The sequence below is a fragment of the Pseudomonas sp. NFIX10 genome (genome assembly GCF_900111955.1).
GTDB lineage: Bacteria > Pseudomonadota > Gammaproteobacteria > Pseudomonadales > Pseudomonadaceae > Aquipseudomonas > Aquipseudomonas fluorescens_AA.
This window is the reverse complement of sequence record NZ_FOKH01000014.1, coordinates 124,167-147,689: the sequence shown is the minus strand read 5'-3', so window position 1 is coordinate 147,689 and position 23,523 is coordinate 124,167. Positions and strand designations below refer to the sequence as shown.

At 62.1% G+C, this 23,523-nt stretch carries 26 protein-coding genes and 1 pseudogene; 12 read left to right on the top strand and 15 right to left on the bottom strand.

The annotated features are described in order from the left end of the window. Positions 1 to 161: 161 nt before the first annotated feature. Positions 162 to 827, top strand: a complete 666-nt coding sequence (locus BM321_RS15215) for an FKBP-type peptidyl-prolyl cis-trans isomerase (protein WP_092443016.1) — start codon at positions 162 to 164, stop codon at positions 825 to 827. Positions 828 to 885: 58 nt separating this feature from the next. On the opposite strand, the gene rsd is transcribed toward BM321_RS15215, so the two are convergent. From rsd to BM321_RS15185, 7 genes and pseudogenes are all read right to left on the bottom strand, one after another. Further along, positions 886 to 1,344, bottom strand: coding sequence for a sigma D regulator (gene rsd / locus BM321_RS15210; RefSeq protein WP_092334339.1), 459 nt, complete (start codon positions 1,342 to 1,344; stop codon positions 886 to 888). Between the two features lie 175 nt (positions 1,345 to 1,519). Further along, the gene (locus BM321_RS15205) at positions 1,520 to 2,062 is read right to left on the bottom strand and encodes a disulfide bond formation protein B (RefSeq protein WP_092443015.1); all 543 of its coding nucleotides are present in this window, start codon (positions 2,060 to 2,062) and stop codon (positions 1,520 to 1,522) included. Positions 2,063 to 2,367: 305 nt separating this feature from the next. Continuing rightward, positions 2,368 to 3,615, bottom strand: a complete 1,248-nt coding sequence (locus BM321_RS15200) for a heme biosynthesis protein HemY (protein ID WP_092334335.1) — start codon at positions 3,613 to 3,615, stop codon at positions 2,368 to 2,370. Continuing rightward, the gene (locus tag BM321_RS30930; RefSeq protein WP_256326577.1) at positions 3,612 to 4,745 is read right to left on the bottom strand and encodes a uroporphyrinogen-III C-methyltransferase; all 1,134 of its coding nucleotides are present in this window, start codon (positions 4,743 to 4,745) and stop codon (positions 3,612 to 3,614) included. The genes BM321_RS15200 and BM321_RS30930 overlap by 4 nt, the downstream gene beginning before the upstream one ends. A gap of 36 nt (positions 4,746 to 4,781) precedes the next feature. Beyond that, a pseudogene (locus BM321_RS30925) lies at positions 4,782 to 5,528 on the bottom strand (uroporphyrinogen-III synthase); the annotation flags it as partial. Then, entirely contained in the window at positions 5,525 to 6,466 is a 942-nt protein-coding gene (gene hemC, locus BM321_RS15190) for a hydroxymethylbilane synthase (RefSeq protein WP_092443013.1), read from the bottom strand. The gene hemC and the pseudogene BM321_RS30925, both read right to left, overlap by 4 nt. A gap of 138 nt (positions 6,467 to 6,604) precedes the next feature. Then, positions 6,605 to 7,351: a LytR/AlgR family response regulator transcription factor gene (locus BM321_RS15185; protein WP_092174826.1), complete on the bottom strand. Its 747-nt coding sequence runs from the start codon at positions 7,349 to 7,351 to the stop codon at positions 6,605 to 6,607. Between the two features lie 461 nt (positions 7,352 to 7,812). Here BM321_RS15185 and argH point away from each other — a divergent pair, with 461 nt between their 5' ends. Continuing rightward, positions 7,813 to 9,207, top strand: a complete 1,395-nt coding sequence (argH, locus tag BM321_RS15180) for an argininosuccinate lyase (protein WP_060740099.1) — start codon at positions 7,813 to 7,815, stop codon at positions 9,205 to 9,207. 124 nt (positions 9,208 to 9,331) lie between these two features. On the opposite strand, the gene BM321_RS15175 is transcribed toward argH, so the two are convergent. Further along, on the bottom strand, positions 9,332 to 9,991 hold the full coding sequence (locus BM321_RS15175) for a glutathione S-transferase family protein (protein ID WP_092443012.1): 660 nt from the start codon (positions 9,989 to 9,991) through the stop codon (positions 9,332 to 9,334). A gap of 124 nt (positions 9,992 to 10,115) precedes the next feature. Here BM321_RS15175 and BM321_RS15170 point away from each other — a divergent pair, with 124 nt between their 5' ends. The 3 genes from BM321_RS15170 to BM321_RS15160 all read left to right on the top strand — a co-directional run bounded on the left by BM321_RS15170 (position 10,116) and on the right by BM321_RS15160 (position 13,878). Further along, a complete protein-coding gene (locus BM321_RS15170; RefSeq protein WP_072406022.1) occupies positions 10,116 to 10,400 on the top strand; it encodes a hypothetical protein in 285 nt (94 codons plus the stop codon). Between the two features lie 220 nt (positions 10,401 to 10,620). Continuing rightward, complete coding sequence (locus BM321_RS15165) at positions 10,621 to 10,869, top strand: TIGR02647 family protein (protein WP_060740096.1); 249 nt, start codon at positions 10,621 to 10,623, stop codon at positions 10,867 to 10,869. 168 nt (positions 10,870 to 11,037) lie between these two features. Beyond that, positions 11,038 to 13,878: a class I adenylate cyclase gene (locus tag BM321_RS15160; RefSeq protein WP_092443011.1), complete on the top strand. Its 2,841-nt coding sequence runs from the start codon at positions 11,038 to 11,040 to the stop codon at positions 13,876 to 13,878. Between the two features lie 13 nt (positions 13,879 to 13,891). Here BM321_RS15160 and rnk read toward each other — a convergent pair whose 3' ends face one another. The 3 genes from rnk to cyaY all read right to left on the bottom strand — a co-directional run bounded on the left by rnk (position 13,892) and on the right by cyaY (position 15,070). Then, positions 13,892 to 14,302, bottom strand: a complete 411-nt coding sequence (rnk, locus tag BM321_RS15155) for a nucleoside diphosphate kinase regulator (protein WP_060740094.1) — start codon at positions 14,300 to 14,302, stop codon at positions 13,892 to 13,894. A 212-nt stretch (positions 14,303 to 14,514) separates the two neighbouring features. Beyond that, positions 14,515 to 14,733: a DUF1289 domain-containing protein gene (locus BM321_RS15150; protein ID WP_092443010.1), complete on the bottom strand. Its 219-nt coding sequence runs from the start codon at positions 14,731 to 14,733 to the stop codon at positions 14,515 to 14,517. A 4-nt stretch (positions 14,734 to 14,737) separates the two neighbouring features. After that, positions 14,738 to 15,070, bottom strand: coding sequence for an iron donor protein CyaY (cyaY, locus tag BM321_RS15145; protein WP_092443009.1), 333 nt, complete (start codon positions 15,068 to 15,070; stop codon positions 14,738 to 14,740). Positions 15,071 to 15,255: 185 nt separating this feature from the next. Between cyaY and BM321_RS15140 the strand changes: the two genes are divergently transcribed. Genes BM321_RS15140 through BM321_RS15115 form a run of 6 tightly spaced genes read left to right on the top strand, consistent with a single transcriptional unit; the run spans position 15,256 to position 19,857 of the window. Then, positions 15,256 to 15,426, top strand: a complete 171-nt coding sequence (locus BM321_RS15140) for an LPS translocon maturation chaperone LptM (protein WP_092443008.1) — start codon at positions 15,256 to 15,258, stop codon at positions 15,424 to 15,426. Positions 15,427 to 15,435: 9 nt separating this feature from the next. Continuing rightward, positions 15,436 to 16,683 carry a diaminopimelate decarboxylase gene (gene lysA / locus BM321_RS15135; RefSeq protein WP_092332808.1) on the top strand — a complete coding sequence of 416 codons (1,248 nt, stop codon included), beginning with the start codon at positions 15,436 to 15,438 and terminating at the stop codon, positions 16,681 to 16,683. A gap of 4 nt (positions 16,684 to 16,687) precedes the next feature. After that, positions 16,688 to 17,518 carry a diaminopimelate epimerase gene (gene dapF / locus BM321_RS15130; RefSeq protein ID WP_092443007.1) on the top strand — a complete coding sequence of 277 codons (831 nt, stop codon included), beginning with the start codon at positions 16,688 to 16,690 and terminating at the stop codon, positions 17,516 to 17,518. Positions 17,519 to 17,531: 13 nt separating this feature from the next. Next, positions 17,532 to 18,254: a DUF484 family protein gene (locus BM321_RS15125; protein WP_092332810.1), complete on the top strand. Its 723-nt coding sequence runs from the start codon at positions 17,532 to 17,534 to the stop codon at positions 18,252 to 18,254. A 2-nt stretch (positions 18,255 to 18,256) separates the two neighbouring features. Beyond that, positions 18,257 to 19,156, top strand: a complete 900-nt coding sequence (gene xerC, locus BM321_RS15120; RefSeq protein ID WP_060740088.1) for a tyrosine recombinase XerC — start codon at positions 18,257 to 18,259, stop codon at positions 19,154 to 19,156. After that, positions 19,153 to 19,857, top strand: coding sequence for an HAD family hydrolase (locus tag BM321_RS15115; RefSeq protein ID WP_092443006.1), 705 nt, complete (start codon positions 19,153 to 19,155; stop codon positions 19,855 to 19,857). The genes xerC and BM321_RS15115 overlap by 4 nt, the downstream gene beginning before the upstream one ends. 219 nt (positions 19,858 to 20,076) lie before the next feature. Here the strand turns inward: BM321_RS15115 and sutA are convergent, their stop codons facing one another. The 4 genes from sutA to glnK form a co-directional block, all read right to left on the bottom strand. Beyond that, positions 20,077 to 20,400 (bottom strand): transcriptional regulator SutA, encoded by a 324-nt coding sequence (gene sutA, locus BM321_RS15110; RefSeq protein ID WP_092204737.1) that lies wholly within the window; start codon positions 20,398 to 20,400, stop codon positions 20,077 to 20,079. A 102-nt stretch (positions 20,401 to 20,502) separates the two neighbouring features. Beyond that, complete coding sequence (locus tag BM321_RS15105; protein ID WP_003177301.1) at positions 20,503 to 20,928, bottom strand: secondary thiamine-phosphate synthase enzyme YjbQ; 426 nt, start codon at positions 20,926 to 20,928, stop codon at positions 20,503 to 20,505. Between the two features lie 212 nt (positions 20,929 to 21,140). Then, entirely contained in the window at positions 21,141 to 22,475 is a 1,335-nt protein-coding gene (locus BM321_RS15100; RefSeq protein WP_092204738.1) for an ammonium transporter, read from the bottom strand. Positions 22,476 to 22,508: 33 nt separating this feature from the next. After that, a complete protein-coding gene (glnK, locus tag BM321_RS15095) occupies positions 22,509 to 22,847 on the bottom strand; it encodes a P-II family nitrogen regulator (protein ID WP_002555808.1) in 339 nt (112 codons plus the stop codon). Positions 22,848 to 23,262: 415 nt separating this feature from the next. On the opposite strand from glnK, the gene BM321_RS15090 reads away from it, so the two are divergent. Then, positions 23,263 to 23,523, top strand: a complete 261-nt coding sequence (locus BM321_RS15090; RefSeq protein WP_092443005.1) for an accessory factor UbiK family protein — start codon at positions 23,263 to 23,265, stop codon at positions 23,521 to 23,523.

Here is a 23,523-nt window from a genome sequence, read left to right as displayed (position 1 = left end):
TCATACTAGACCTCTGCTGCAACCGCCGCTAGGGCATGTTGACAGTACACAAGACGTTGCGTTGCAAGGGACGAAAAATCTTCTGCGCCAGCGCCTTGGCAATCCACCTCTACAGATATCGGCACTGGCATAATTCCTCGATTCGAGGCCGGAGAGCACACATGTCGCGTCACCTGTTTTTATTCCTGTGCATGGCTTGCGCCACGGTCCAGGCCGTTGAAAAAACCAGCGCAAACGATGCCCACGATCTGGCTTACAGCCTGGGCGCCAGCCTCGGCGAACGCCTGCGCCAGGACGTGCCGGACTTGCAGATCAAAGCCTTGGTCGAAGGTTTGCAACAGGCCTACCTGGGCAAACCGCTGGCCCTGAAAGATGAACGCATCGAACAGATCCTGGCCGAGCACCAGGCGCAACTGAACGCGTCATCGACAACGCCGCAGGCCGAAGCCGCATTGAAAACCGAGCAGAAATTTCTCACCGAAGAAAAAAACCGGCCCGGGGTCCAGCAACTGGCTGACGGCATCCTGCTGACCGAAATCAAGCCGGGCCACGGCGCGAAAGCCGGCCCTCACGGCAAGGTCCAGGTGATGTATACCGGTCGATTGCCAGACGGCACCGTATTCGATTCAAACCGCCAGGCACAGTGGTTCAATCTTGACAGTGTGATCGACGGTTGGCGCAGTGCATTGCCGCAAATGCCGGTCGGCGCGAAATGGCGCCTGGTGATTCCGTCGTCCCTGGCCTATGGCGCTGAAGGGGCCGGGGATGTGATCCCGCCCTACACCCCATTGGTGTTTGAAATCGAGTTGCTGGGCGCGACGACCTGAAGCCGGCCCAACGAAAAACGGTGCGCGATGCGCACCGTTTTTTCATGACCGAGAACCCTCAGGCCTGGACCGCGGCGTCTTCCTTGTGAGCGTTGTGCAGCACTTCGATCAGGCAGTCTTCCAATTCGAAACGCTCGTGCAGCAAGCCGCCCAGCTCCTTGAATTTTTCCGCTACGCACTTGCCTTCATCGCACAGGTCGTTGAACGCCAGCAGCTTCTCGGTGATGACATCGATGCGCGGGTAGATCGTCTCGGCCAGTTCAAGGCCGCGCTTGTCGTTGAAGGCCTTGGCCTCGCCCGTCAGTTGTTCGTATATCTCGAAATGACCGGCAGACACATAGTCGACCAGCACACCGCAGAAATCCTGCAAGGGTTTGCGGCTTTCGCTCAGGGCTTCAGGCTTGGCGCCGAGATCATCGTAGGCCCGAACCAGTTCATGACGCTCCTGCAGCCAGCGATCGATCAGCAGATGCACTCCACCCCAGCGTTCCTGAGCATTCTGACAACTTTCGAGCATGGTGATTTCTTCCCTTGTGAGTCATGCCCCCTCGCAGCCTGTGCACGCCTGATGACCAGGGACAAGCCAGACACAACATGATCGAGCGGCACAATTCCAATAACACGTGCGGGCCAGATTATGCCCGCACGACAGCGGCTTCAAGGTACGCAGGAGATAAAGTTCATACAAGTGTTTAATCCAGGGCCCGGACCAACTGCGACGTCTCGCCGCTGAGCGGTCGTACCAGAGCACTCCAGGCAAGGCGCAGCAGCAGGTAGGTCATGGCGCTGGACACGGCAAGAAAAAACAACAGGCTCCACTCGGGGATGCTCAGGTCGAACAACGTCCACGTGATATTCGCGCAGTCGACAGCGCCGTCGAGGACACGATGCAACGCACACCACCACGACCTTGTCGAGTTGAGCTGTATGGCGCAATCGGATAACGGCTCGAACGAGCGGCTTTGCATCAGGACCTGACGCCACGCCAGGGTCAGGCCCCCGGTCGCAAAAGCCAACCCTGCGGCGCCATAGAAGAGACTGCCTCGTTGGCCTGGACCGTGTACGCACGCTACGAGGCTGTTCGCCAGGAACAGCATCAGGCACAACCGCTGCAAGACACACAGACTGCAAGGCGTCAGGCCGGCCGAATACTCCAGATAAGTGCTGATGCCCAAAGCCAGGGCGGCGGCGATGGAAGCCATGAGAAACGAGAAGCGTGAGCTGGCCAAAGACATGGCGATTCCGTAACAGAAGAGACAAGCAGTTACGGTAGAGGAAAGCCCTCGGGCCTTTCAAGGCAGCCCCGCGCAGACACTTCACCAGGGGTGTAAGGAATTCCCGACAGGTAGAAGAGGATTCGGCGCGGTCAGCTGTAGGACTTTGCTGAAGGTATGACCAAAGCCCCAAAAACAAACGGGTGTCACCGGTGGGAGCAAGGCTTGCCCGCGATTAAAGACGACGCGGTCTTTCAGAAACCGAGGTGCCTGTTTCGCGAGCAAGCTTTGCTCCCACCCACGCGGGAGCGCCGCAATGACTCATCTCAAGTCGACAAAACCTGGGCCGGAACCGGCAGCGGCGCGGCCAGCAGACGCTCATCCAACAGCCCCAACCCCTCCTGGAACAACTGGTTGCTGCGCTCGGCATCCCCCAGTTGCGCCAGCAGTCGCGCCAGTTCGGCGCAGGCTTCGGGATTGCGCTGGGCGCGCAAACTGCTTTCCAGATAATCCCGCGCCTTGCCCCACAAGCTGTTCTGCAGGCATAAACGCCCCAGGGTCAGCAGCAGGCTCGGATCGGCCGGATGGTCCTTGAGCCAGCCTTCGGCCGCTTGCAACTGGCGGCTCGGATCATTGCCGCGAACCAGCCCGTACAGGCGCGCCAGATGGCTGTCATAGTGACGCTTGAGCGCGCCGCGCAGCACCTCTTCGGCTTCGACCTGGGCGCCCAACTGGCGCAATTGCTCGGCATAGGCCAGCACCAGCGCCGGCTCCTGGCGCTGTGCGGAGGTCAGTTGTTGCCAGGCGCGATTGAGCGATTGCAAACCGACGCTGCCGTCCTCCTCGCGGTGGGCCGCCAGGGTCAGGTTTTCGCCCCAGGCACGCCGCTCCAGTTCAGCCAGCTCCGCCGGCGGCAGGACTTTATCCTTGCGCAGCTCCGGCAACAGCCGGATCACCGCCGACCAATCGCCGCGCTGCTGATGCAGCCGTTGCAATTGGCGCAGGACCTGGGCGTTATGGGGGTGACGCTCATGCATGGCCTGCAGTGTGCTCAATGCGCCATCCGTGTCACCTCGATCCATTTGCAATTGCGCGTGCGTCAGGGCAATGGCCAGTTCCGCCTGGGGCTGACGCTCCAGGGCGCGCTCCAGCAAACTGTCGCTTTGCTCGTAAAGCCCTTGTTCGTTGGCCGCGCGAGCGGCCCCCAGGTAATACAGCAGCGGCTGGCGCTCGGCTTCGGCGGCACGATGCAGATGGCGCTGGGCACTGGCCCAGCGACCTTCGGCCAGGTCCAACTGGCCGTGTTCGATCGCCACCTGCACCCGACGGCTGCGGTTGCGCCGCGACCACGGGTTGACCACGCCGCTGGACGTGGTCACCAACCCGATCAGCGCCCTCAGGCCTCGCCACACCAGCCAGAGCACCGCCACCAGGGCCAGGGTGACCCACAGGCCAGCTTCATAACGGAAGTTCTTGTACGCCACCAGCACGTAACCCGAATGCTCGGCAATCGCTACGCCCAGCAAGGCTGCGGCAGCGATGACCACGAACAGAATCACGTAGAGACGCTTCATGGCGTGGCCTCCTGCGCGCCTGGCGCGGGCAGCGGCTTGACCGACTCCTGGGCATTGAGGTTGCGACGCTCAAGGTAGGCCTGAACGCTGCTCAGTGTGCCCGTGAGGTCCGGGGTGACCACCGTCACCGGTTGCCTGGACAGCTCACCCACGCGTTCGAGCATGATTTTGCTTTGCGGATTGTCCTGGTTGAAGTTGTTCTTCAACACATCCCGGGCCTCGGTCAGCGCCTGGGTGTATACCGGCGCCTGACCATTGAGGGCGGCCCATTGCGCCTGCTCCAGCGCCAGGCTCAAGGCCAGGCGCACTTGCACCAGGCTTTGTCCGGCCAGCAGCGGACGGACGTTCTCGTCGGCGTTGAAGTCGATGCGGATATAGCGCGAGATCTGGTCCCACCACTGCGCCCACCGGCTGGCCCCATCGCCGTCGGCGGTCAGGCCCAGCAGCGACTCTCCACGATCCTTGTACTCGGGTGCCAGTTCGGTCAGTTGCAGCACCTGGTCACGCAAGGCGCCCAGTTGCAGGAACAGCCCGGTACGATCCGGTTGTTCGGTGCTGCGCAGCGCAGCGAGGGTCTTGGCCAGCTGCTCGCGGGCGGCGAACGAACCGGGGTCGTTCTGTTCGCGCAGGATTTCGTCAGCGCCCTGGACCAGCGCCTGGGCACTGTCGATGTCTTGCAGGGCGGAAAGACGCAGGCTGGCCAGGCGCAACAGGTGCTCGGCCTCCGCCAGGCGCCAATCCTTGCGGCTGGCACCCAGCACGGTTTCCAGGCGCTGGTTCAGGTGCTGCTGATCGCCTTGCAGCTGGGCCACCTGGCGGCGTCGCTCCTCCAGCTCTTCGGCCGGGGGCAATTGCGCCAGGCGCTCGCTCAGGCGTTGCTCGTTGAGCTTGAGGGTCTGGGCCTGGTCGTTCAGCGCCTGGACCTGGGCGGACTGCTGCTGGTTATTGGCTTGCAGGTGACGCACCTGCCACACGCCCCAACCGCCCACGGCGACACCGGCGGCACCGAGCAGCAAGGCAACGATGGCCAGCCCGTTGCCGCGGCGCGGCGCGACAGGGGGCGGGGGTTCAACCGGCGCATCGATCGCTGGCTGGTCTAGATCTTCTTTTGGCAAGGCTGTTTCGCTCACGTATCCATCCTTTGCATTAGAAAACGGCACGGAGTGTTCCCGTAACGCCGCCAGCAAAGCCGCGGCATTGGCGCCACGGCAATCCACAACTGTTCGGGCCCCGGCGGCACGCGCCATCTCGGCAACCCTTGGGCTTGGAACAAACAACGGTAACCGCGCCAGGGCCGGCCACGCATCGCCGGCCAGCCGCTGCAGATGCTCCAGGCCCTGCCCACTGCTGACCACCAGTGCGTTCAAGCGTTCCGCTTCGACTATCGCCGGCAACGCCCCTTGACCGTAAATGGGCAAGTGGCGGCGGTACAATTCCAGATAATCGACACTAGCACCTTGCTCGCGCAAACGCTCTGCCAGCAAGCCGCGCCCGCCTTCACCCCGCACGATCAAGACCTTGGGGTCGGGCCGCGAAACAGCCTGGCGCAAGACCAAGTGTTCCAGCAAGGCTTCGCTGTCGTCGCCGTTATCGGGATAAAACACCGTGAGACCGGCATCGGCAAGGATCTGTCCGGTGGCCGCACCCACGCTGAACCAGGGTTGGTCCGGAGGCTGGGGCCAGTATTGGCGCAGCAGCTCGACGCACAGGCGTGCGGCCGGCTTGCTGACCACGATCACGGCAGCGTATTGATCCAGTGCCTGGAATATCGCCCGCCCGGCATCGGACAGCGGGACCGGCTCGATATCCAGTAACGGCAAGCTGCTGCTGTAGACCCCCGCTTCGGCCAGGACAGCCGCCAGCGCCGACGACTCGTCCGCCGGCCGGGTGAGCAACAGCCGCCAACCCGTCACGCGTGGCCGGCCTCGCCGTAGACTGCCTTGAGAATGTCGGCGGCGCCCTGGCTCAACAAGTCTTCAGCCACCCGCACGCCCAACGCCTCGGCATCCTGGCGCGGTGCCCGGGCTTCGGCGCTGAGCAGGCGGCCCCCGTTGGGTTCCCCCACCAGGCCGCGCAACCAGACCTGTTCGCCTTCCAGCACGGCGTAACAGGCAATCGGTACTTGGCAGCCGCCATTGAGGTGTTTGTTCAGCGCGCGTTCGGCGAATACCCGCGTGGCGGTGTCTGCATGGTGCAGCGGCGCTAGCAGGGCGTGGATGTCGCTGTCGGCGCTGCGGCACTCGATACCCACCGCCCCTTGCCCACCGGCCGGCAGGCTGTCGTCGACGCTGATGGCCGAGGTGATGCGGTCTTCGAAGCCCAGGCGGATCAGGCCGGCGGCGGCGAGGATGATGGCGTCGTACTCACCGGCATCGAGCTTGGCCAGGCGCGTGTTGACATTGCCGCGCAGGAAACGGATTTGCAGGTCCGGACGACGCGTCAGCAATTGGGCCTGGCGACGCAGGCTGGACGTGCCGACCACGCTCCCGGCAGGCAGCGCCTCAAGGCTGGCAAAGGCGTTGGAGACGAACGCGTCGCGCGGGTCTTCCCGCTCGCAGATGCAAAACAGGCCCAGGCCTTCGGGAAAGTCCATGGGCACGTCTTTCATCGAATGCACGGCGATGTCGGCTTCGTTGTCCAGCAGCGCGGTTTCCAGCTCTTTGACGAACAGGCCCTTGCCGCCGATTTTCGACAGCGGCGAGTCCAGCAGCTTGTCACCACGACTGACCATGGGCACCAGGGTCACGATCAGGCCGGGATGGGCCGCTTCCAGGCGGGCTTTGACGTATTCGGCCTGCCAGAGGGCCAAGGCACTTTTACGGGTGGCGATGCGGATCTCGCGAGGGGACATGAATCAATCCGTACTTAAAAGATACGGCAGATAATAACAGCTCAGTCAAAATCGCTTTGATTTGAATCACGACCCCAAGGCCTCCCTGGCCGCCAGATCCTGGGAATGAAACGCATTGAACGCCTTGGACCGCCTGGTTTAAAGCTGCTGCATCATCTTGCGCACGCCGGCCACGTGCCGCCGGCTGACAATCAGCGCGTCGCCATTGAGGCCTTTGAGGAACAGCTGGAAATGCCCAAGGGGGGTGCGTTGCAAACGCTCGATGCGCTCGCGGGCCACGAGGGCGTTGCGGTGGATGCGAACGAAGCGTTCGCCGAACTCGTCTTCAAGGGCCTTGAGGGGTTCGTCCAGCAACACCTCGCCACTCTCATGGCGCAAGGTCACGTATTTATGGTCGGCAATGAAATAGACCACCTGGTTCAAGGGGATCAGCTCGATGCCTTTGCGGGTGCGGGCACTGATGTGGCTGCGTGGGCCACTGCCGCTTTCGGCGGCCGGACGGGTCAGCGCCGCCAGTTGCACGCGGTTGGGTCGCTCGGCCTTGCGCAAGGCTTCGAGCAACGCCTCGGACGTCACCGGCTTGACCAGGTAGCCCACGGCACCGGCCTGCAACACCTCGGGTGGAAAGTCGTCCCGGGTGGTACAGAACACCACGGCGGGCGGCGACTCTCGTTCGCACAACTTCGCCGCCACCTGCAGGCCGTCCAGGCCCGGCATGCGAATGTCGAGCAGCACGATATCCGGCTTGTGGCTGTCAATAAGGGCCAATGCCTCGTCGCCATTGGTGGCGCTCGGCTCCAGGACACTGTAACCCTCGAGCTCGCCAACCATTCGGCTCAGGCGCTCGCGGGCCAGTGGTTCGTCATCAACGATCAGGACATTCATATTGCGCTGGATTCCTGCGTGAGTCTCGCACAAGGATAGCGTAGACAGGGGAAGTGACATCCGTCACCGCGATCCACGCTAAGACTCGTTCGAGGGCCAAAAAGTGCCGCGAGGCGGGTGCCTATCTTTACCAGCGCTTGCCGACCGATGCCTGAGGCCCGTTGTCGCACGGCGTTGCCGTAGGGATTATTAACTGTCGATCTGACCAATATGAGCTCCCCCTTTTTCTATGTGTCCGGTGCGCCATGGATGGAAAAAGCAAAAGTCCTACCGTCCACTGTAGACGGTTGCCACGACGATATTGCTCAATTGAAAAATATCGTTGTGCGAAACCCGGTTGGATCCCGGGTCTCGATCGAAAAAACCTGCCGACCAGTGCCAGCGCCAGTCCGGGCAACCCTGCTATCATCCGCCGCAGCCTTTAACCGCTACTTTTTCCACAGCCGATCACGAGCGAATTCATGAGCACTGACAAGACCAATCAGTCCTGGGGCGGCCGCTTCAGTGAACCCGTCGACGCCTTCGTCGCCCGCTTCACCGCCTCCGTCAACTTTGACCAGCGCCTGTATCGCCACGACATCATGGGTTCGATCGCCCACGCCACCATGCTGGCCAAGGTCGGCGTGCTGACCGATGCCGAGCGCGACAGCATCATCGATGGCCTGAAGACCATCGAGACGGAAATCGAGGCCGGCCAGTTCGACTGGCGCGTCGACCTTGAAGACGTGCACATGAACATCGAAGCACGCCTGACCGACCGCATTGGCGTGACCGGCAAGAAGCTGCACACCGGCCGCAGCCGCAACGACCAGGTCGCCACCGACATCCGCCTGTGGCTGCGGGATGAAATCGACCTGATCCTGGGCGAAATCACGCGCCTGCAAAAAGGCCTGCTGGAACAGGCCGAGCGCGAGGCCGAGAGCATCATGCCGGGCTTCACGCACCTGCAAACCGCTCAACCTGTAACGTTTGGGCATCACATGCTGGCCTGGTTCGAAATGCTCAGCCGCGACTACGAGCGCCTGGTGGACTGCCGCAAGCGCACCAACCGCATGCCCCTGGGCAGCGCTGCGCTGGCCGGCACCACGTACCCGATCGATCGTGAATACACCGCGCAGTTGCTGGGCTTCGACGCCGTGGGCGGCAACTCGCTGGATAACGTCTCGGACCGCGATTTCGCCATCGAATTCTGCGCCGCCGCGAGCATCGCGATGATGCACCTGTCGCGCTTCTCCGAAGAGCTGGTGCTGTGGACCAGCGCGCAGTTCCAATTCATCGATTTGCCCGACCGTTTCTGCACCGGCAGCTCGATCATGCCGCAAAAGAAAAACCCCGACGTGCCGGAACTGGTGCGCGGCAAGAGCGGCCGGGTGTTCGGCGCCTTGATGGGCCTGTTGACCCTGATGAAAGGCCAGCCGCTGGCCTACAACAAGGACAACCAGGAAGACAAGGAGCCGCTGTTCGACGCCGCCGACACCTTGCGCGACTCGCTGCGGGCCTTCGCCGACATGATCCCGGCCATCAAGCCCAAGCACGCGGTGATGCGCGAAGCGGCCCTGCGCGGCTTCTCCACCGCCACCGACCTGGCCGACTACCTGGTGCGCCGTGGCCTGCCATTCCGCGATTGCCATGAGATTGTCGGCCATGCCGTGAAATACGGCGTGGACACCGGCAAGGACCTGGCGGAAATGAGCCTGGACGAACTGCGCCAGTTCAGCGACCAGATCGAGCAGGACGTGTTTGCCGTGTTGACCCTCGAAGGTTCGGTCAATGCCCGTGACCACATCGGCGGCACCGCGCCGGCGCAGGTCAAGGCAGCGGTTGTGCGCGGCCAGGCGTTGCTCGCCAGCCGCTAAAAGCTTCGCGAGCAAGCTCGCTCCCACAATAGATCTCCCGTGCACACAACTCTTGTGAACATTCAGAGATTCAAATGTGGGAGCGAGCTTGCTCGCGATAGCTGACTTTAAATCATCGAAAAGCTCACTTTTTGGCGGCAACCATCGCCAAAAACGCCGGCATCTCCGTCTCCCTGTCCGCAGCGATCCGCTGCACGTTCGGGTTCTGCTCCAAGCGCTCCATCAATGCCTTGGCCGCCGGCATGTCCGCCAGCCAATCGATATCGAAGACCTTCCTGCCTACTTGCAAGGCCAGCGAAAGGCTGTAGTAGAAATACAGGTCGGCAATGCTCAGGCTGTCGCCCGCCACATAGGGCGAGAATTTGCCGTGCCGGCCGAGCGAGGCGAACCCCAGCAACAATTCGGACTTGGACTTTTCCTTGATGGCATCGGCCACCGTCATGCCGAAAAACGCCTCGCTGTAGCAGGCCCGCCCCGGCAGCTCGATGTACAGCTCGATTTCCCGGCACAAGGCCAACACCTGGGCGCGCTCGAACGGTTCGGTCGGCAGCAGGGCTTTACCCGGTTGGGTTTGTTCGATGTATTCGAGGATGACGCTGGTCTCGTTGATAAAACCCTGCTCGGTCTTCAGCACCGGCACCTTGCCGCGCGGGCTGATGGCCAACGCTTCCGGGGTCTGGTTGCCAAAGAACGGAACCTCTTCGAAGGGCACGCCCTTCTCCAACAATGCCAGCTTGACCATGTTGTAATAATTACTGACAGAGAAACCATAAAGCTTGAGCATTACAAAGCCTCCAGGCCGTGCGGGGTTGGCAGCCTTGCGTTATAGACCGTCGAGGGAGTTCTTGCCAGGCGCATCACGCCGCTGAATGCAGGTAAACTGGCGGCCTTTCCTACAGGAGCCTGCCATGAGCGAGCCAACCGATATCGACAGCGACGAAGAAGAGTTCGTCGAGAACACGCTGATCGAAGCCATCGAAAACCAGATCGAAAGCGACAACCCGCCAGCGGCCAAGGCCACGTTCAACAAGCTGACCCTGGTCGGTTACGAGCGCGAAGAAATCCTCAACCTCATGGCTCATGTACTGGCGTATGAGATCGACGCCATTCTCGAAGAAGACCGCCCGTTCGACACCCAATGGTACGAAGCGGCGCTGCGCGCCCTCCCCGAGTTGCCGCCGGAAAAGAAATGAACTCCGTGGCGAGGGAGCTTGCTCCCGCTCGGCTGCGCGGCAGTCGTACCGCTTTTGGGACCGCTTCGCGGCCCAGCGGGAGCAAGCTCCCTCGCCACAACAAATGGCTCCTCTGGTCACCCGGAACAAAAAAAGCATGCCCCTGACACTGGACAGCTCGGCCGACTACGCTCACCTTAGTGACGCTGTCGTCCAAATTCCTAGAAAGTCTGGAGTCCTTATGTCGCTTACCCCTGAGTTGGTTGCCGAACTGGAAATCCTTGCACTCTTCAACCTGGACAGTTCCCAGGAAGGCCTGAAAATTCATCAGACCGCTGCCCCTAAAGCGATTGCCGCTGCCCAACGCTTGTACGAGAAAGACCTGATCACCCAGCCCGACGGTGGTTACCTGACCAGCCTGGGACGGGATGCCGCCCAAAATGTCCAAACCGTCCTGACGATACTCAGCGTTCAACAAGAAGCCGCCTGATCCTCCTGCCGCCCACGGAAATCTCCTCTACGGGATTTCCGCAGGCGCACTGTCGCCCGGCATAAAGAACCGGCATTAAAAATCCTGTTTTCAGCTTAAGTATTCCCAAGATCGGGCGCTAACCTGCCATCACCCCACGTTCGACGCCGCGAGCCGGTTTGAGCAGACATGACCCGCAACCATGAAATCCGCCCCGATCTGGACGAGGGAATCGACCGCAAGGTCCTGAGCCAGTTGCGCGCACGTTTTCTCAAGCTCAACACCGTGCGGCTGGAGCGCGCCGTCGAAGGCCTGTCGCCCCGCCAGCAAGGCGTACTGACGCTGCTGCCACTGTTTTTCCACGTCAACCATCCGCTGCTGCCCGGCTACGTCTCCGGCAGCACGCCCGCCGGGCTGTCGAACTACGAGCCTGACGCCAACGTCCTTGCCGAAGCCCAACGGCTGACCCGTTCGTTTTCCTACAAACCCCGGCACGGCAGCAACCCGCCGCGGCCGATCCTTGGCCTGTTCCTGATGGGCAGCCTCGGCACCCTGGCCCAGGCCGACCAGAGCGACATGGACGTGTGGGTGTGCCACGGACCGGACCTGAGCGACGATGAACTGGCCGAGCTGCGCAAGAAATGCCAGCTGCTGGAGACCTGGGCCGCGACCCAGGGCGCCGAAGCCCACTTTTTCCTGATCGACCCGGAGCGTTTCGTGCGGGGCGAGCGGGACAACCAGCTCAGTTCCGACGATTGCGGCACCACCCAGCATTACCTGCTACTGGACGAGTTTTACCGCACCGCGATCTGGCTGGCCGGGCGCACGCCGATCTGGTGGCTGGTGCCGGTCTATGAAGAAGAGAACTACGAGCAGTACACCCATACGCTGATGTCCAAGCGCTTCATTCGCGCGGATGAAACCCTGGACCTGGGACACCTGGCCTACATTCCGCCAGGCGAATTCGTCGGCGCCGGGCTCTGGCAGCTGTTCAAGGGTATCGAATCGCCCTACAAGTCCGTACTCAAGCTGTTGCTGACCGAGGTCTATGCCAGCGAACACCCGAACGTGCGCTGCCTGAGCCTGCGCTTCAAACAGGCCGTATTCGCCAATCGCCTGGACCTGGAAGAGCTGGACCCGTACATGCTGGTTTACCGGCGCATCGAGGAATACCTCAATGCCCGTGGCGAACCCGAACGCCTGGAGTTGATCCGCCGCGCGCTGTACCTGAAGGTCAATCGCAAACTCACCGGCCAGGCGCGCAGCAGTGGCTGGCAACGAGTACTGCTCGAGCGACTGGCCCGGGAATGGGGCTGGGACCAGCGTCAACTGGCATTGCTGGACAGCCGCAGCCAGTGGAAAGTCCGCCAGGTCAGCCACGAGCGGCGCGCACTGGTCAACGAACTCACCCACAGCTACCGCTTCCTGACCCAGTTCGCCCGCACCGAGAAAACCGTCAGCCTGATCAACAAGCGCGATCTCAACGTGCTTGGCCGGCGCTTGTATGCCGCCTTCGAGCGCAAGGCCGACAAGGTCGAGTTCATCAACCCCGGTATCGCGCCGGACCTGGCCGAAGACACCCTGACGCTGGTCCAGTCACCCAACAAGAAGGAACCGGGGCAGAACCAATGGGGCCTGTACAACGGCAGCCTCAACGCCCTGGAGTGGGAGAACTTCGCGCCGATCAAGCGTTGCCGCGAGTTGTTGGAGCTGTTGACCTGGTGTCATCGCAACGGCGTGATCGACAGCAGCACGCGCCTGGCGCTGCACCCAGGTGACAGCGACCTGAGCGAATTCGAACTGTTCAACCTGCTGGGCAGCCTGCAACAGTCCATCGCCCTGCCCCTGGTCACGGTGGACGAAGCGCAGTTGCTGCGCGCCAGCGTGCCCAGCGAAGTGCTGATCCTGGTGAACGTCGGCGTCGACCCGCTCAAGCACCATCGCGACCTGAATATCCTGATGACCACCGAGCGTACCGACTCCCTGAGCTATGCCGGGGTCCGGGAAAACCTGGTGCTGACCCTCGACCAGATCACGCTCAACAGTTGGAATGAAGTGCTGGTCAACCGTTTCGACGGCGAACACGCCCTGCTCGACTGCCTGCGCGACTATCTCAACGACCTGCCCGTCACCCAGCGCCAACCGCGCTTGCAGGTGCGCTGCTTCTGCCACAACCGCGCCCAATTCATTGCGCGACGCGTCGAGGAAGTGATCGAAACGGCGCAGACCCTGCTGTTGAGCAGGCTCAATCACCGCTACCTGCTTCAGGTCCAGCAGCATTACCACGTGCTGGAACTGGTGCCCGGCCAGGTCAATCACGTGGCCCTGGGCAGCTTGTCGGCGCTGATGGATTACCTGGGCGAGGAACAGACGGCTTACAGCCCCTTGCACCTGGACCCGATGGCCCTGGAAGACCACGACCTGGCGCTGATCCTGCCCATGGGCCAGCCCGAGTGCATCCAGGTGTTCTACCGGACCAGCGAGGACGAAGCCGATCTGTACGTGCTCGATGAATTCAACGCGCTGTGGCAACAACACGTGCCCTATCACGACGAGCAAAGCCTGCTGGTGCCGCTGCAGCGCTTTCTGCAATCGGTGCTGTACCGTCGCGACGCCCTGCTGCCGCTGGACGCCGCCCAGCCGCTGACCCTGGAAACCCTGTACTACCAGTTGCTGCCTTCAGGTGGCCGGGCGCGCCGGATCGAAGCGCGGCAAGCCCCACAGACACCGGTCGACAAGCCGTTCTATGACGTGCAGGCGATCATCGGCAAAGCGGCGCACGGGCAGGTGCACGTCACCCTGTACTGCGATCAGCAGGAGTTTTCCGAACTGGAACATGGCGACCAACTGTTCCGCGTGGTCGCCAGGGAGATCGTCGAACAGCGCCGCGAAGCCCAGCGCTATCGCTGCTACATCACCGACCTGGATCTCTCGGGGCTGGTGGGCGACGGGGCCTGCTCAACCAATTTGTACCTGCGCTACAAGGCCGACCTGGAACGCGCCCTGAACGAGGCGCTGGCCCTGGTCTGAAGCCCCCGGGCACTCAGAGGTGGAAATCGCCGCCGGCTTCGGGCTGGTATTCGACGTCCAGCAAGGTCAGCTTCAACGTCTTGCCGCCCGGGGCCGGCCAGTCGATGTGCTGGCCGACCTTCAGGCCCAGCAAGGCACTGCCCACCGGTGCCAGGATCGAGATCCGGCCTTCGTCGGCATTGGCGTCCTGTGGATAAACCAACGTCAGGTGATAGTCCTTGCCGCTGCTTTCTTCGCGGCAGTGCACACGCGAGTTCATGGTCACGACATCGGCAGGCACTTCTTCGTGGCCCACCACGTTCTCGGCGCGATCCAGTTCGGTTTGCAACGCAATCACGCCTGGCAGCGTTTCATCAAGACTGTCGATCAGGCGTTCCAGACGCTGTACGTCCAGGCGGGTAAGGGTGATGGAAGGTGCGGTCATGATCCAGGCAGACTCCTTTCTTCTGCACAAAAAAAGCAAAACCCCGCCACAAAAAGGCGGGGTTTTCACGGGCCTCGACGAATTGAGGCGTAACCGGACACTATCACAGCTCAATAAATAAACAAGACGGGCGGGGTCTAGCCGTACCAATGGGGCGCTCACGAACAAACGAATGTGAGCTCCCTCACCACAAAATCTTCCAAGGCCAATGGTTACCTCAGAGATTTGCGCTTGAGCGCCTCGGCACAGATGACCCGCCGGCGCTCATCATCGGCCGAGCGCCATTCGCGGATATCTTCCACATGGCGGAAACAGCCGAGGCAGACCTTCTGTTCATCCAGCTTGCACACGCTGGTGCACGGCGACGGCACGGCGGGGCTGACGTTGCTGTAGAGCGGCTTGGGGGGCCGTGGCGGGGCGGTCTGGCTCACGCCGTCACAGGCCTTCGAACTCGAGTTCCACGCCCGCCTGCTGCTTGACGATGCGCTCGAGCATCTCACCCAGTTGCTCTTCGCTCTTGTCACACATCCAGCGCTCGCTTTCCTCGTCGTAGTCGAAATGAAAGCCGCCGGAGACCGCCGCCAGCCACAACTGCCGCAACGGCTCCTGGCGACTGAAGATCAGTTGGCTGCCGTTTTCGAACTTGACGGTGAGTACACCGGCGGAGATTTCCAGGTCGATGTCCAGGCCACTGTCATCGAACACATCCTCCAGCGTTTGCTGGGTCGCATCGACCAGATCGTGGAAACGGGCTTCAGTCAAACTCATTTGCGGCAACCTCGAAAATGTCTGCTCATGCTCAAGCGCCGCAAGATACGGACGCCGCCCGGCGATTGCAAAGGATATACCGATCAACGACAACAGTGCCGCCGGACGGGCGCCCCGTTGCATAGGCAAGCTGACGGGTGGCCGGTATACTCCGGCGCAATTAATGCATTTTCAAGGATTTCGCCATGAAGCGCCTGATCTCTTCCCTTGCTGCGCTCGTCGCGGTTGCCTGCCTCGTGACTGCCTGTGGTCAAAAAGGTCCGCTGTACCTGCCTGATGACAGCAAGTCCCCTGAAGAACAGGCCAAGTCGTCGCAATCCAAGACCCACGCGCACGACACCCACACCACCTACTAAGGGAACGCCATGGACGCTTTTAACTACCGTGGCGGGGAGCTGTTCGCGGAAGGGATTGCCCTGTCCGCGATCGCCGAACGTTTCGGCACGCCGACCTATGTCTATTCCCGGGCCCACATCGAAGCCCAGTACCGGACGTTCGCCGATGCGCTCGACGGCATGCCGCACCTGGTGTGTTTCGCCGTCAAGGCCAACTCCAACCTGGGCGTGCTCAATGTCCTGGCGCGCCTGGGTGCCGGTTTCGATATCGTCTCCGGTGGCGAGCTCGAGCGTGTGCTGGCCGCCGGCGGCAGCGCCGACAAGATCGTGTTCTCCGGCGTCGGCAAGACCCGCGAAGACATGCGCCGCGCCCTGGAAGTCGGCGTGCACTGCTTCAACATCGAATCCACCGATGAGCTGGAGCGCCTGCAGGTCGTCGCCGCCGAGCTGGGCGTTCGCGCGCCGGTTTCCCTGCGCGTGAACCCGGACGTCGACGCGGGCACCCACCCGTACATTTCCACCGGCCTCAAGGAAAACAAGTTCGGCATCGCCATTGCCGACGCCGAGGACGTGTACGTACGCGCCGCCCAACTGCCAAACCTGGAAGTGCTGGGTGTCGATTGCCACATCGGCTCGCAACTGACCACCCTCGAACCGTTCATCGATGCCCTCGACCGCCTGCTGGCGCTGGTCGACCGCCTCGGCGACTGCGGCATCTACCTGCGCCACATCGACCTGGGTGGCGGTGTCGGCGTGCGCTATCGCGATGAAGAGCCCCCCCTGGTAGCCGACTACATCAAGACAGTGCGCGAGCGCCTCGAAGGCCGTGACCTGGCGCTGATGTTCGAGCCCGGCCGCTATATCGTGGCCAATGCCGGCGTGCTGCTGACCCAGGTCGAATACCTCAAGCACACCGAGCACAAGGATTTCGCCATCGTCGATGCGGCGATGAACGACCTGATCCGCCCGGCGCTGTACCAGGCGTGGATGGACGTCACCGCCGTGCGCCCTCGCGACACCGCGGCCCGCCCCTACGACATCGTCGGGCCGATCTGCGAAACCGGTGACTTCCTGGCCAAGGGCCGGGAGCTGGCGCTGGAAGAAGGCGACTTGCTGGCCGTGCATTCGGCCGGTGCCTACGGGTTTGTCATGAGTTCCAACTACAACACCCGCGGCCGTTGCGCCGAGGTGCTGGTGGACGGTGATCAGGCATTCGAAGTGCGTCGCCGCGAGACGGTAGCCGAGTTGTTTGCCGGCGAAAGCCTGCTGCCGGAGTAAAACCATGCTGCTGCGTTTTACCAAGATGCACGGCCTGGGCAATGACTTCATGGTCCTCGACCTGGTCAGCCAGCACGCGCATATCCTGCCCAAGCATGCCAAGCAATGGGGAGACCGGCACACCGGTATCGGTTTCGACCAGTTGCTGATCGTCGAGGCGCCCAACAACCCGGACGTGGATTTCCGTTATCGGATCTTCAACGCCGACGGTTCGGAAGTGGAGCAATGCGGCAACGGCGCGCGCTGCTTCGCCCGCTTCGTGCTGGACAAGCGCCTGACCGCCAAGCGGCAGATCCGCGTCGAGACCAAGAGCGGCATCATCGAACTGGATGTGCGCAGCGACGGCCAGATCGGCGTCAACATGGGCGCTCCGCGCCTGGTACCGGCGGACATTCCATTCGAAGCGCCGGCCCAGGCCCTGAGCTATCCATTGGAAGTCGATGACAATACGGTGGAACTGGCGGCGGTCTCCATGGGCAACCCCCATGCCGTGCTGCGAGTGGCCGATATCAACAGCGCCCCGGTGCATGAGCTGGGGCCGAAAATCGAACACCATCCGCGCTTCCCCGCGCGGGTGAATGTCGGTTTCCTGCAAGTCATCGACCGTCACCGCGCACAATTGCGCGTCTGGGAACGCGGTGCCGGGGAAACCCAGGCCTGCGGTACCGGCGCCTGTGCCGCTGCCGTCGCTGCGATCAGCCAGGGGTGGATGGATTCGCCATTGTTGATCGACCTGCCCGGCGGGCGCCTGTCCATCGAATGGGCAGGCCCTGGCCAACCGGTGATGATGACCGGCCCGGCAGTGCGCGTATACGAAGGACAAGTTCGTCTTTGAGTGAGCCAAACCCATGACCGATCAGCCACAGGTTCCAGCCCCACAGCCCGACGAATCGCCCAGCCTTCCAGACGTCGCGGCCGTGACCGCTTACCTGGAGGCTCATCCGGACTTCTTCGTCGAGCATGAAGAACTGCTTGCGACGATGCGCATCCCCCACCGGCGCGGCGACACCGTGTCGCTGGTGGAGCACCAGATGAAGATCCTGCGCGAGCGCAACATCGAAATGCGCCATCGTCTTTCGCACTTGATGGACGTGGCCCGGGACAACGACCGGCTCTTTGACAAGACCCGTCGGCTGATCCTGGCCCTGATGGACGCCAGCACCCTCGAAGACCTGGTCATGAGCGTCGAAGACAGCCTGCGCCAGGATTTCCAGGTGCCCTTTGTCAGCCTGATCCTGTTTGGCGACAACGCCATGCCGGTGGGCCGCTGGGTGACCCACGCCGAAGCGCAGACGGCCATCGGCGGCCTGCTCACGGAAAACAAAAGCGTCAGCGGCAGCCTGCGCGAACATGAGTTGGACTTCCTGTTCGGCGAAGAACAGCGCAAGCAGATCGGCTCCACCGCCGTCGTCGCCATCGCCCACCAGGGCGTGCACGGCGTACTGGCCATCGCCAGCCGCGATCCGCAGCACTACAAGAGTTCGGTGGGCACGCTGTTCTTGAGCTACATCGCCGAAGTCACCGGCCGGGTGCTGCCAAGAGTCGCCGGTTCGCTGCGCTCGGTACGCTGATAATGGAGCGGCAACTGGACGCCTACTGCGAACACCTGCGCAGTGAGCGTCAGGTGTCGCCCCACACGTTGTTGGCCTATCGTCGCGACCTGGAAAAAGTGCTGGGCTGGTGCCAGAAGCAGAACATCGGCAGTTGGTCGGCCCTGGACATACAGCGCTTGCGCAGCCTGATCGCCCGCCTGCATCAACAGGGACAGTCCTCCCGCAGCCTGGCGCGACTGTTGTCGGCGGTGCGTGGCCTGTATCACTACCTCAATCGCGAAGGCCTGTGCGATCACGATCCGGCCACCGGCCTGGCACCGCCCAAGGGCGAACGCCGGCTGCCGAAGACCCTCGACACCGACCGCGCCCTGCAATTGCTTGAAGGCGCCGTCGAAGATGACTTCCTGGCCCGCCGCGACCAGGCCATTCTCGAGCTGTTCTATTCGTCCGGCCTGCGGCTTTCAGAGCTGACGGGGCTTAACCTGGATCAACTGGACCTGGCCGACGGCATGGTCCAGGTGCTCGGCAAGGGCAGCAAGACCCGCCTGCTGCCCGTCGGCCGCAAGGCCCGTGAAGCCTTGGAACTGTGGTTGCCCCTGCGGGCCCTGGCCAACCCCGCCGATGACGCGGTATTCGTCAGCCAACGCGGTCGGCGCCTCGGCCCGCGGGCGATTCAGTTGCGGGTCAAGGCCGCCGGCGAACGCGAGTTGGGGCAGAACCTGCACCCACACATGCTCAGGCACTCCTTCGCCAGCCATCTGCTGGAATCCTCCCAGGACCTGCGCGCCGTTCAAGAGCTGCTGGGCCACTCGGACATCAAGACGACACAGATCTACACCCACCTGGACTTCCAGCACCTGGCGACGGTCTATGACAGTGCCCACCCCAGGGCCAAACGCATCAAGGGCGACGAATCATGACCATCGAACTCATCACTTTCGACCTGGACGACACCCTGTGGGACACCGCCCCGGTGATCGCCAGCGCCGAAGCCATACTCCGCCAATGGCTGACCGACAACGCACCGAACCTGGGCGGGCTGCCGGTGGAGCAGCTTTTTTCGATTCGCGAGCAAGTGTTGCGCGAAGAACCCAACCTCAAGCATCGCATCAGTGCGTTGCGCCGGCGGGTGCTGTTCCGTGCCTTGCAGGAAGCCGGCTACGACCAGTGGCAAGCCTCTGAACTGGCGGACCAGGCCTTCGAGACGTTCCTGCACGCCCGTCATCAGCTGGAGGTTTTTCCCGAGGTGCAGCCCACCCTGGAAATCCTCGCCAATCATTTCGCCCTTGGCGTGGTCACCAATGGCAACGCCGACGTGCGACGCCTGGGGCTGGCGGACTACTTCAAGTTCGCCTTGTGCGCCGAAGACATCGGCATCGCCAAGCCTGACGCCCGGTTGTTCCACGAAGCCCTGCAGCGCGGCGGCGCCACGGCACAGACCGCCGTGCACGTTGGCGATCACCCGGGTGACGACATCGCCGGCGCCCAACAGGCCGGCCTGCGCGCGGTGTGGTTCAACCCGGCAGGCAAGCCCTGGAATGCCGACCATGTACCGGACGCGGAAATTCGCAGCCTGACCGAACTGCCGGGGCTGCTGGCCGGGTGGCATGGCCAGCGCTAAATCCTGGGAGCGGTGTACCGCGGCGCTATGCCAGGCACAAATCCTGTGGGAGCGGGCTTGCTCGCGAAGACGGTGTACCAGGCATTCACCTGTTGAGCGTTAAACCGCTTTCGCGAGCAAGCCCGCTCCCACAGGAAGGAATGTGCTTGGCCTGGGAATCGCGCCCATGAAAAAGCCCGCAGCGACGGCGGGCTTTTTCAGCAAGCAAGAAGCCGATACTCAGATAGGGCGGCTGCCGTACTTGTTGTCAGGCTTCTTGGGCGGATCAGCGACCACGTTGGCTTCCACTTCCTGCACCTTACCGCCCCTGGCCAGGAACTCCTCCATGGCCTTGGCGAGCGCATCACGCTCCTTGTTCTTGGCCTCTACGCTCGGCAACTCGTCGACCGACACCGCGGCCTTGGCCTTGCCCTTGGCGGTAGGTGCCGGAACATCGGCCCCATCGTCGTCGGCAACGTCCTCAGCCACCGCTTCAAGGCCTTCTTCGGTCTCGTCTTCGTCGCCTACTTCAAGGTCGTCGTTTTCCAGATCATCGTCGCTCATGTTCTACCTCATGACTTGCGAAAAGCAGATTAGTTATAGCCCAGCTTCGCCATCTGTTCGAAGGCTGCCGGAAAAAATTCAACATCCGCTGGCAATCAGCGGTTATGCCCCTTCACCGTACAAGGTGGCGAGGACCTTACGAGCACCGCCGTGATCACGGTGCTCGCCCAGATAAACACCTTGCCAGGTTCCCAATGCCAGCCGTCCCGCCGTAACCGGCAGGCTGAGCTGGCAACCGAGCACACTGGCCTTGAAGTGCGCCGGGAGGTCGTCCAGGCCTTCGTCGTTGTGCTCATAACCGGCGGTTCCTTGTGGGATCAGCCGATTGAAAAATCGTTCGAAGTCTCGACGTACCGCCGGATCGGCGTTCTCGTTGATGGTCAACGAGGCCGAGGTATGCTGCAGCCACAGATGCAACAGACCGACACGACACGCCTGGAGTTCAGGCAGGCCGGCCAGCAACTCGTCCGTCACCAGATGAAAGCCCCGGGGCCTTGCCCGCAGGGTTATCAGCGTCTGTTGCCACATACAGATCTCCGCACGTTCGGCGCGCATTCTAGCGCGCTCTGGGAAAAAACAAAGGCCCTAATACTCTTGCTTCGATGTAAGCCTTTGGCGGTATAAAAACCCATGTCGCATCCACAACAAAAGGCGTCGGAAAAACCGCCACACCTTGTGAGCAATGACAAATTCCAGACAAAAAAATGCCCGGCGAACCGGGCATTTTTTATTGCGTGTACTTACAGGTTGTAGCCACGTTCGTTGTGCTGGGCCAGATCCAGGCCCACAGCTTCTTCTTCCTCGGTGACACGCAGACCCATGACGGCGTCCAGGACCTTGAGGATGATGAAGGTGACGATCGCGGTGTAGACCACCGTGAAACCCACGCCCTTGAATTGAATCCACACTTGCGCGCCGATATCGGTCACGGTGCCGAAGCCACCCAAGGCCGGCGCGGCGAACACACCGGTCAGGATCGCGCCGAGAATACCGCCGATGCCATGCACGCCGAAGGCATCCAGGGAGTCGTCATAACCGAGCTTGCGTTTGAGGGTGGTGGCGCAGAAGAAGCACACCACACCCGCCGCCAAGCCGATGACCAGGGCGCCCATCGGGCCCACGGTGCCGGCAGCCGGGGTGATTGCAACCAGGCCGGCCACCACGCCCGAGGCAATGCCCAGCGCGCTTGGCTTGCCGTGGGTGATCCACTCGGCAAACATCCAGCCCAGCGCCGCCGCAGCGGTAGCGATCTGGGTCACCAGCATCGCCATGCCGGCAGTGCCGTTGGCGGCGACGGCGGAACCGGCGTTGAAGCCGAACCAGCCGACCCACAGCATGGCCGCGCCCACCAGGGTGTAACCCAGGTTATGCGGTGCCATTGGCGTGGTCGGGAAGCCTTTGCGCTTGCCCAGTACCAGGCACGCCACCAGACCGGCGATACCGGCGTTGATGTGCACCACGGTGCCGCCAGCGAAGTCCAGCACGCCCCAGTCCCACAGCAGGCCGCCGTTGCCGGACCAGACCATGTGCGCAATCGGTGCATACACCAGGGTGAACCACACGCCCATGAAGATCAGCATGGCGGAGAACTTCATCCGCTCGGCAAATGCACCGACGATCAGGGCCGGGGTGATGATGGCGAACGTCATCTGGAAGGTGATGAACACCGCCTCAGGGAACAGGGCCGCCGGGCCGGTCAGGCTGGCTGGCGTGACGCCCGCCAGGAACGCTTTGCCGAAACCGCCAATGAAGGAATTGAAGTTGACGACGCCCTGCTCCATGCCGGTGGTGTCGAACGCGATGCTGTAGCCATAGATGACCCACAGGATGCTGATCAGACCGGTAATGGCAAAGCACTGCATCATCACGGAAAGAATGTTTTTCGACCGGACCATGCCACCGTAGAACAGTGCCAGGCCTGGAATGGTCATGAACAGTACAAGAATCGTGGCCGTGAGCATCCAGGCGGTGTCGCCGGAGTTCAAGACGGGGGCTGCCGCTTCTTCTGCCATGGCCAGGCCGGGCATTGCGAAGGACAACAGGGCTCCTAGCCCTGCGAATTTACGCAGAGTCATATTGTTTTCTCCTGGGGCGTTGGGTTTGGCGGCTTAGATAGCGTCGGTATCGGTTTCGCCGGTACGGATGCGGATAGCCTGTTCCAGATTGACCACAAAGATCTTCCCGTCACCGATCTTGCCGGTGTTGGCGGCCTTGGTGATTGCCTCGATCACCCGGTCCAGATCCTTGTCGTCAATGGCGACATCGATCTTCACCTTGGGCAGGAAATCGACCACGTACTCCGCGCCGCGATACAGCTCGGTGTGACCTTTCTGCCGACCAAAGCCTTTGACCTCAGTAACGGTAATGCCCTGCACGCCGATCTCGGACAACGACTCGCGCACGTCGTCCAACTTGAACGGCTTGATGATGGCAGTGACTAGCTTCATGAAACTTTCTCCCGAATTGGTGGACTTGCCCCAGGAAAACAAACCCGACTCAAGTCTAAGCGCAGTGCCTGGCTTTGTAACGCGTCGTCGGCCCAAGTTGCCCGACAGGTGCCAGTTAACCGATCCTGACGAAACTCCCCGTTCCGCCTGCTGCACTGCATTCGTCACAGCGACTGCATCAGTGCATGGGTCATCAGCCTCTAAGCAGAAACCTTGCCATCTGCACCCAAACCCACTGATTTCAGTCCCTTGGCCACCGGCTCGACGTGCACCGCACCACGAACCGCAGCGATACGCACAACAACAGTGCAGCGCCGCCCGGCCCCATGCGCGAAAAGCGTGCATCCCTGGCTGGCGAATTGACTATAGACACTGCGTGGTACACTGCCCGCCATTGTTTCCAGGACACCTGCACATGCTTGCGCCCAAAGACCTCCTCGACGCCCTGAACGGCCACGCCTCCCGTATCTTGAGTGGCGACACGCCGCTGCCCAAAAGCGAAATCGAAAGCCAGTTCAAGGCCCTGCTGCAAAGCGGCTTCAGCAAGCTGGACCTGGTCAGTCGGGAAGAATTCGACAGCCAGATGGTCGTGCTGGCCCGGACCCGAGCGCGGCTCGAAAGCCTGGAGGCCAAGGTCGCTGAGCTGGAAGCGCGGTTGGCTCCGGCCCAGGAATAG

Excerpts from the sequence above, each read along its gene's own strand:
- BM321_RS15215 (WP_092443016.1), top strand. The coding sequence starts at position 162 with ATGTCGCGTCACCTGTTTTTATTCCTGTGCATGGCTTGCGCCACGGTC.
- rsd (WP_092334339.1), bottom strand. The coding sequence starts at position 1,344 with ATGCTCGAAAGTTGTCAGAATGCTCAGGAACGCTGGGGTGGAGTGCAT.
- BM321_RS15205 (WP_092443015.1), bottom strand. The coding sequence starts at position 2,062 with ATGTCTTTGGCCAGCTCACGCTTCTCGTTTCTCATGGCTTCCATCGCC.
- BM321_RS15200 (WP_092334335.1), bottom strand. The coding sequence starts at position 3,615 with ATGAAGCGTCTCTACGTGATTCTGTTCGTGGTCATCGCTGCCGCAGCC.
- hemC (WP_092443013.1), bottom strand. The coding sequence starts at position 6,466 with ATGTCCCCTCGCGAGATCCGCATCGCCACCCGTAAAAGTGCCTTGGCC.
- BM321_RS15185 (WP_092174826.1), bottom strand. The coding sequence starts at position 7,351 with ATGAATGTCCTGATCGTTGATGACGAACCACTGGCCCGCGAGCGCCTG.
- argH (WP_060740099.1), top strand. The coding sequence starts at position 7,813 with ATGAGCACTGACAAGACCAATCAGTCCTGGGGCGGCCGCTTCAGTGAA.
- BM321_RS15175 (WP_092443012.1), bottom strand. The coding sequence starts at position 9,991 with ATGCTCAAGCTTTATGGTTTCTCTGTCAGTAATTATTACAACATGGTC.
- BM321_RS15170 (WP_072406022.1), top strand. The coding sequence starts at position 10,116 with ATGAGCGAGCCAACCGATATCGACAGCGACGAAGAAGAGTTCGTCGAG.
- BM321_RS15165 (WP_060740096.1), top strand. The coding sequence starts at position 10,621 with ATGTCGCTTACCCCTGAGTTGGTTGCCGAACTGGAAATCCTTGCACTC.
- BM321_RS15160 (WP_092443011.1), top strand. The coding sequence starts at position 11,038 with ATGACCCGCAACCATGAAATCCGCCCCGATCTGGACGAGGGAATCGAC.
- rnk (WP_060740094.1), bottom strand. The coding sequence starts at position 14,302 with ATGACCGCACCTTCCATCACCCTTACCCGCCTGGACGTACAGCGTCTG.
- cyaY (WP_092443009.1), bottom strand. The coding sequence starts at position 15,070 with ATGAGTTTGACTGAAGCCCGTTTCCACGATCTGGTCGATGCGACCCAG.
- BM321_RS15140 (WP_092443008.1), top strand. The coding sequence starts at position 15,256 with ATGAAGCGCCTGATCTCTTCCCTTGCTGCGCTCGTCGCGGTTGCCTGC.
- lysA (WP_092332808.1), top strand. The coding sequence starts at position 15,436 with ATGGACGCTTTTAACTACCGTGGCGGGGAGCTGTTCGCGGAAGGGATT.
- dapF (WP_092443007.1), top strand. The coding sequence starts at position 16,688 with ATGCTGCTGCGTTTTACCAAGATGCACGGCCTGGGCAATGACTTCATG.
- BM321_RS15125 (WP_092332810.1), top strand. The coding sequence starts at position 17,532 with ATGACCGATCAGCCACAGGTTCCAGCCCCACAGCCCGACGAATCGCCC.
- xerC (WP_060740088.1), top strand. The coding sequence starts at position 18,257 with ATGGAGCGGCAACTGGACGCCTACTGCGAACACCTGCGCAGTGAGCGT.
- BM321_RS15115 (WP_092443006.1), top strand. The coding sequence starts at position 19,153 with ATGACCATCGAACTCATCACTTTCGACCTGGACGACACCCTGTGGGAC.
- sutA (WP_092204737.1), bottom strand. The coding sequence starts at position 20,400 with ATGAGCGACGATGATCTGGAAAACGACGACCTTGAAGTAGGCGACGAA.
- BM321_RS15105 (WP_003177301.1), bottom strand. The coding sequence starts at position 20,928 with ATGTGGCAACAGACGCTGATAACCCTGCGGGCAAGGCCCCGGGGCTTT.
- BM321_RS15100 (WP_092204738.1), bottom strand. The coding sequence starts at position 22,475 with ATGACTCTGCGTAAATTCGCAGGGCTAGGAGCCCTGTTGTCCTTCGCA.
- glnK (WP_002555808.1), bottom strand. The coding sequence starts at position 22,847 with ATGAAGCTAGTCACTGCCATCATCAAGCCGTTCAAGTTGGACGACGTG.
- BM321_RS15090 (WP_092443005.1), top strand. The coding sequence starts at position 23,263 with ATGCTTGCGCCCAAAGACCTCCTCGACGCCCTGAACGGCCACGCCTCC.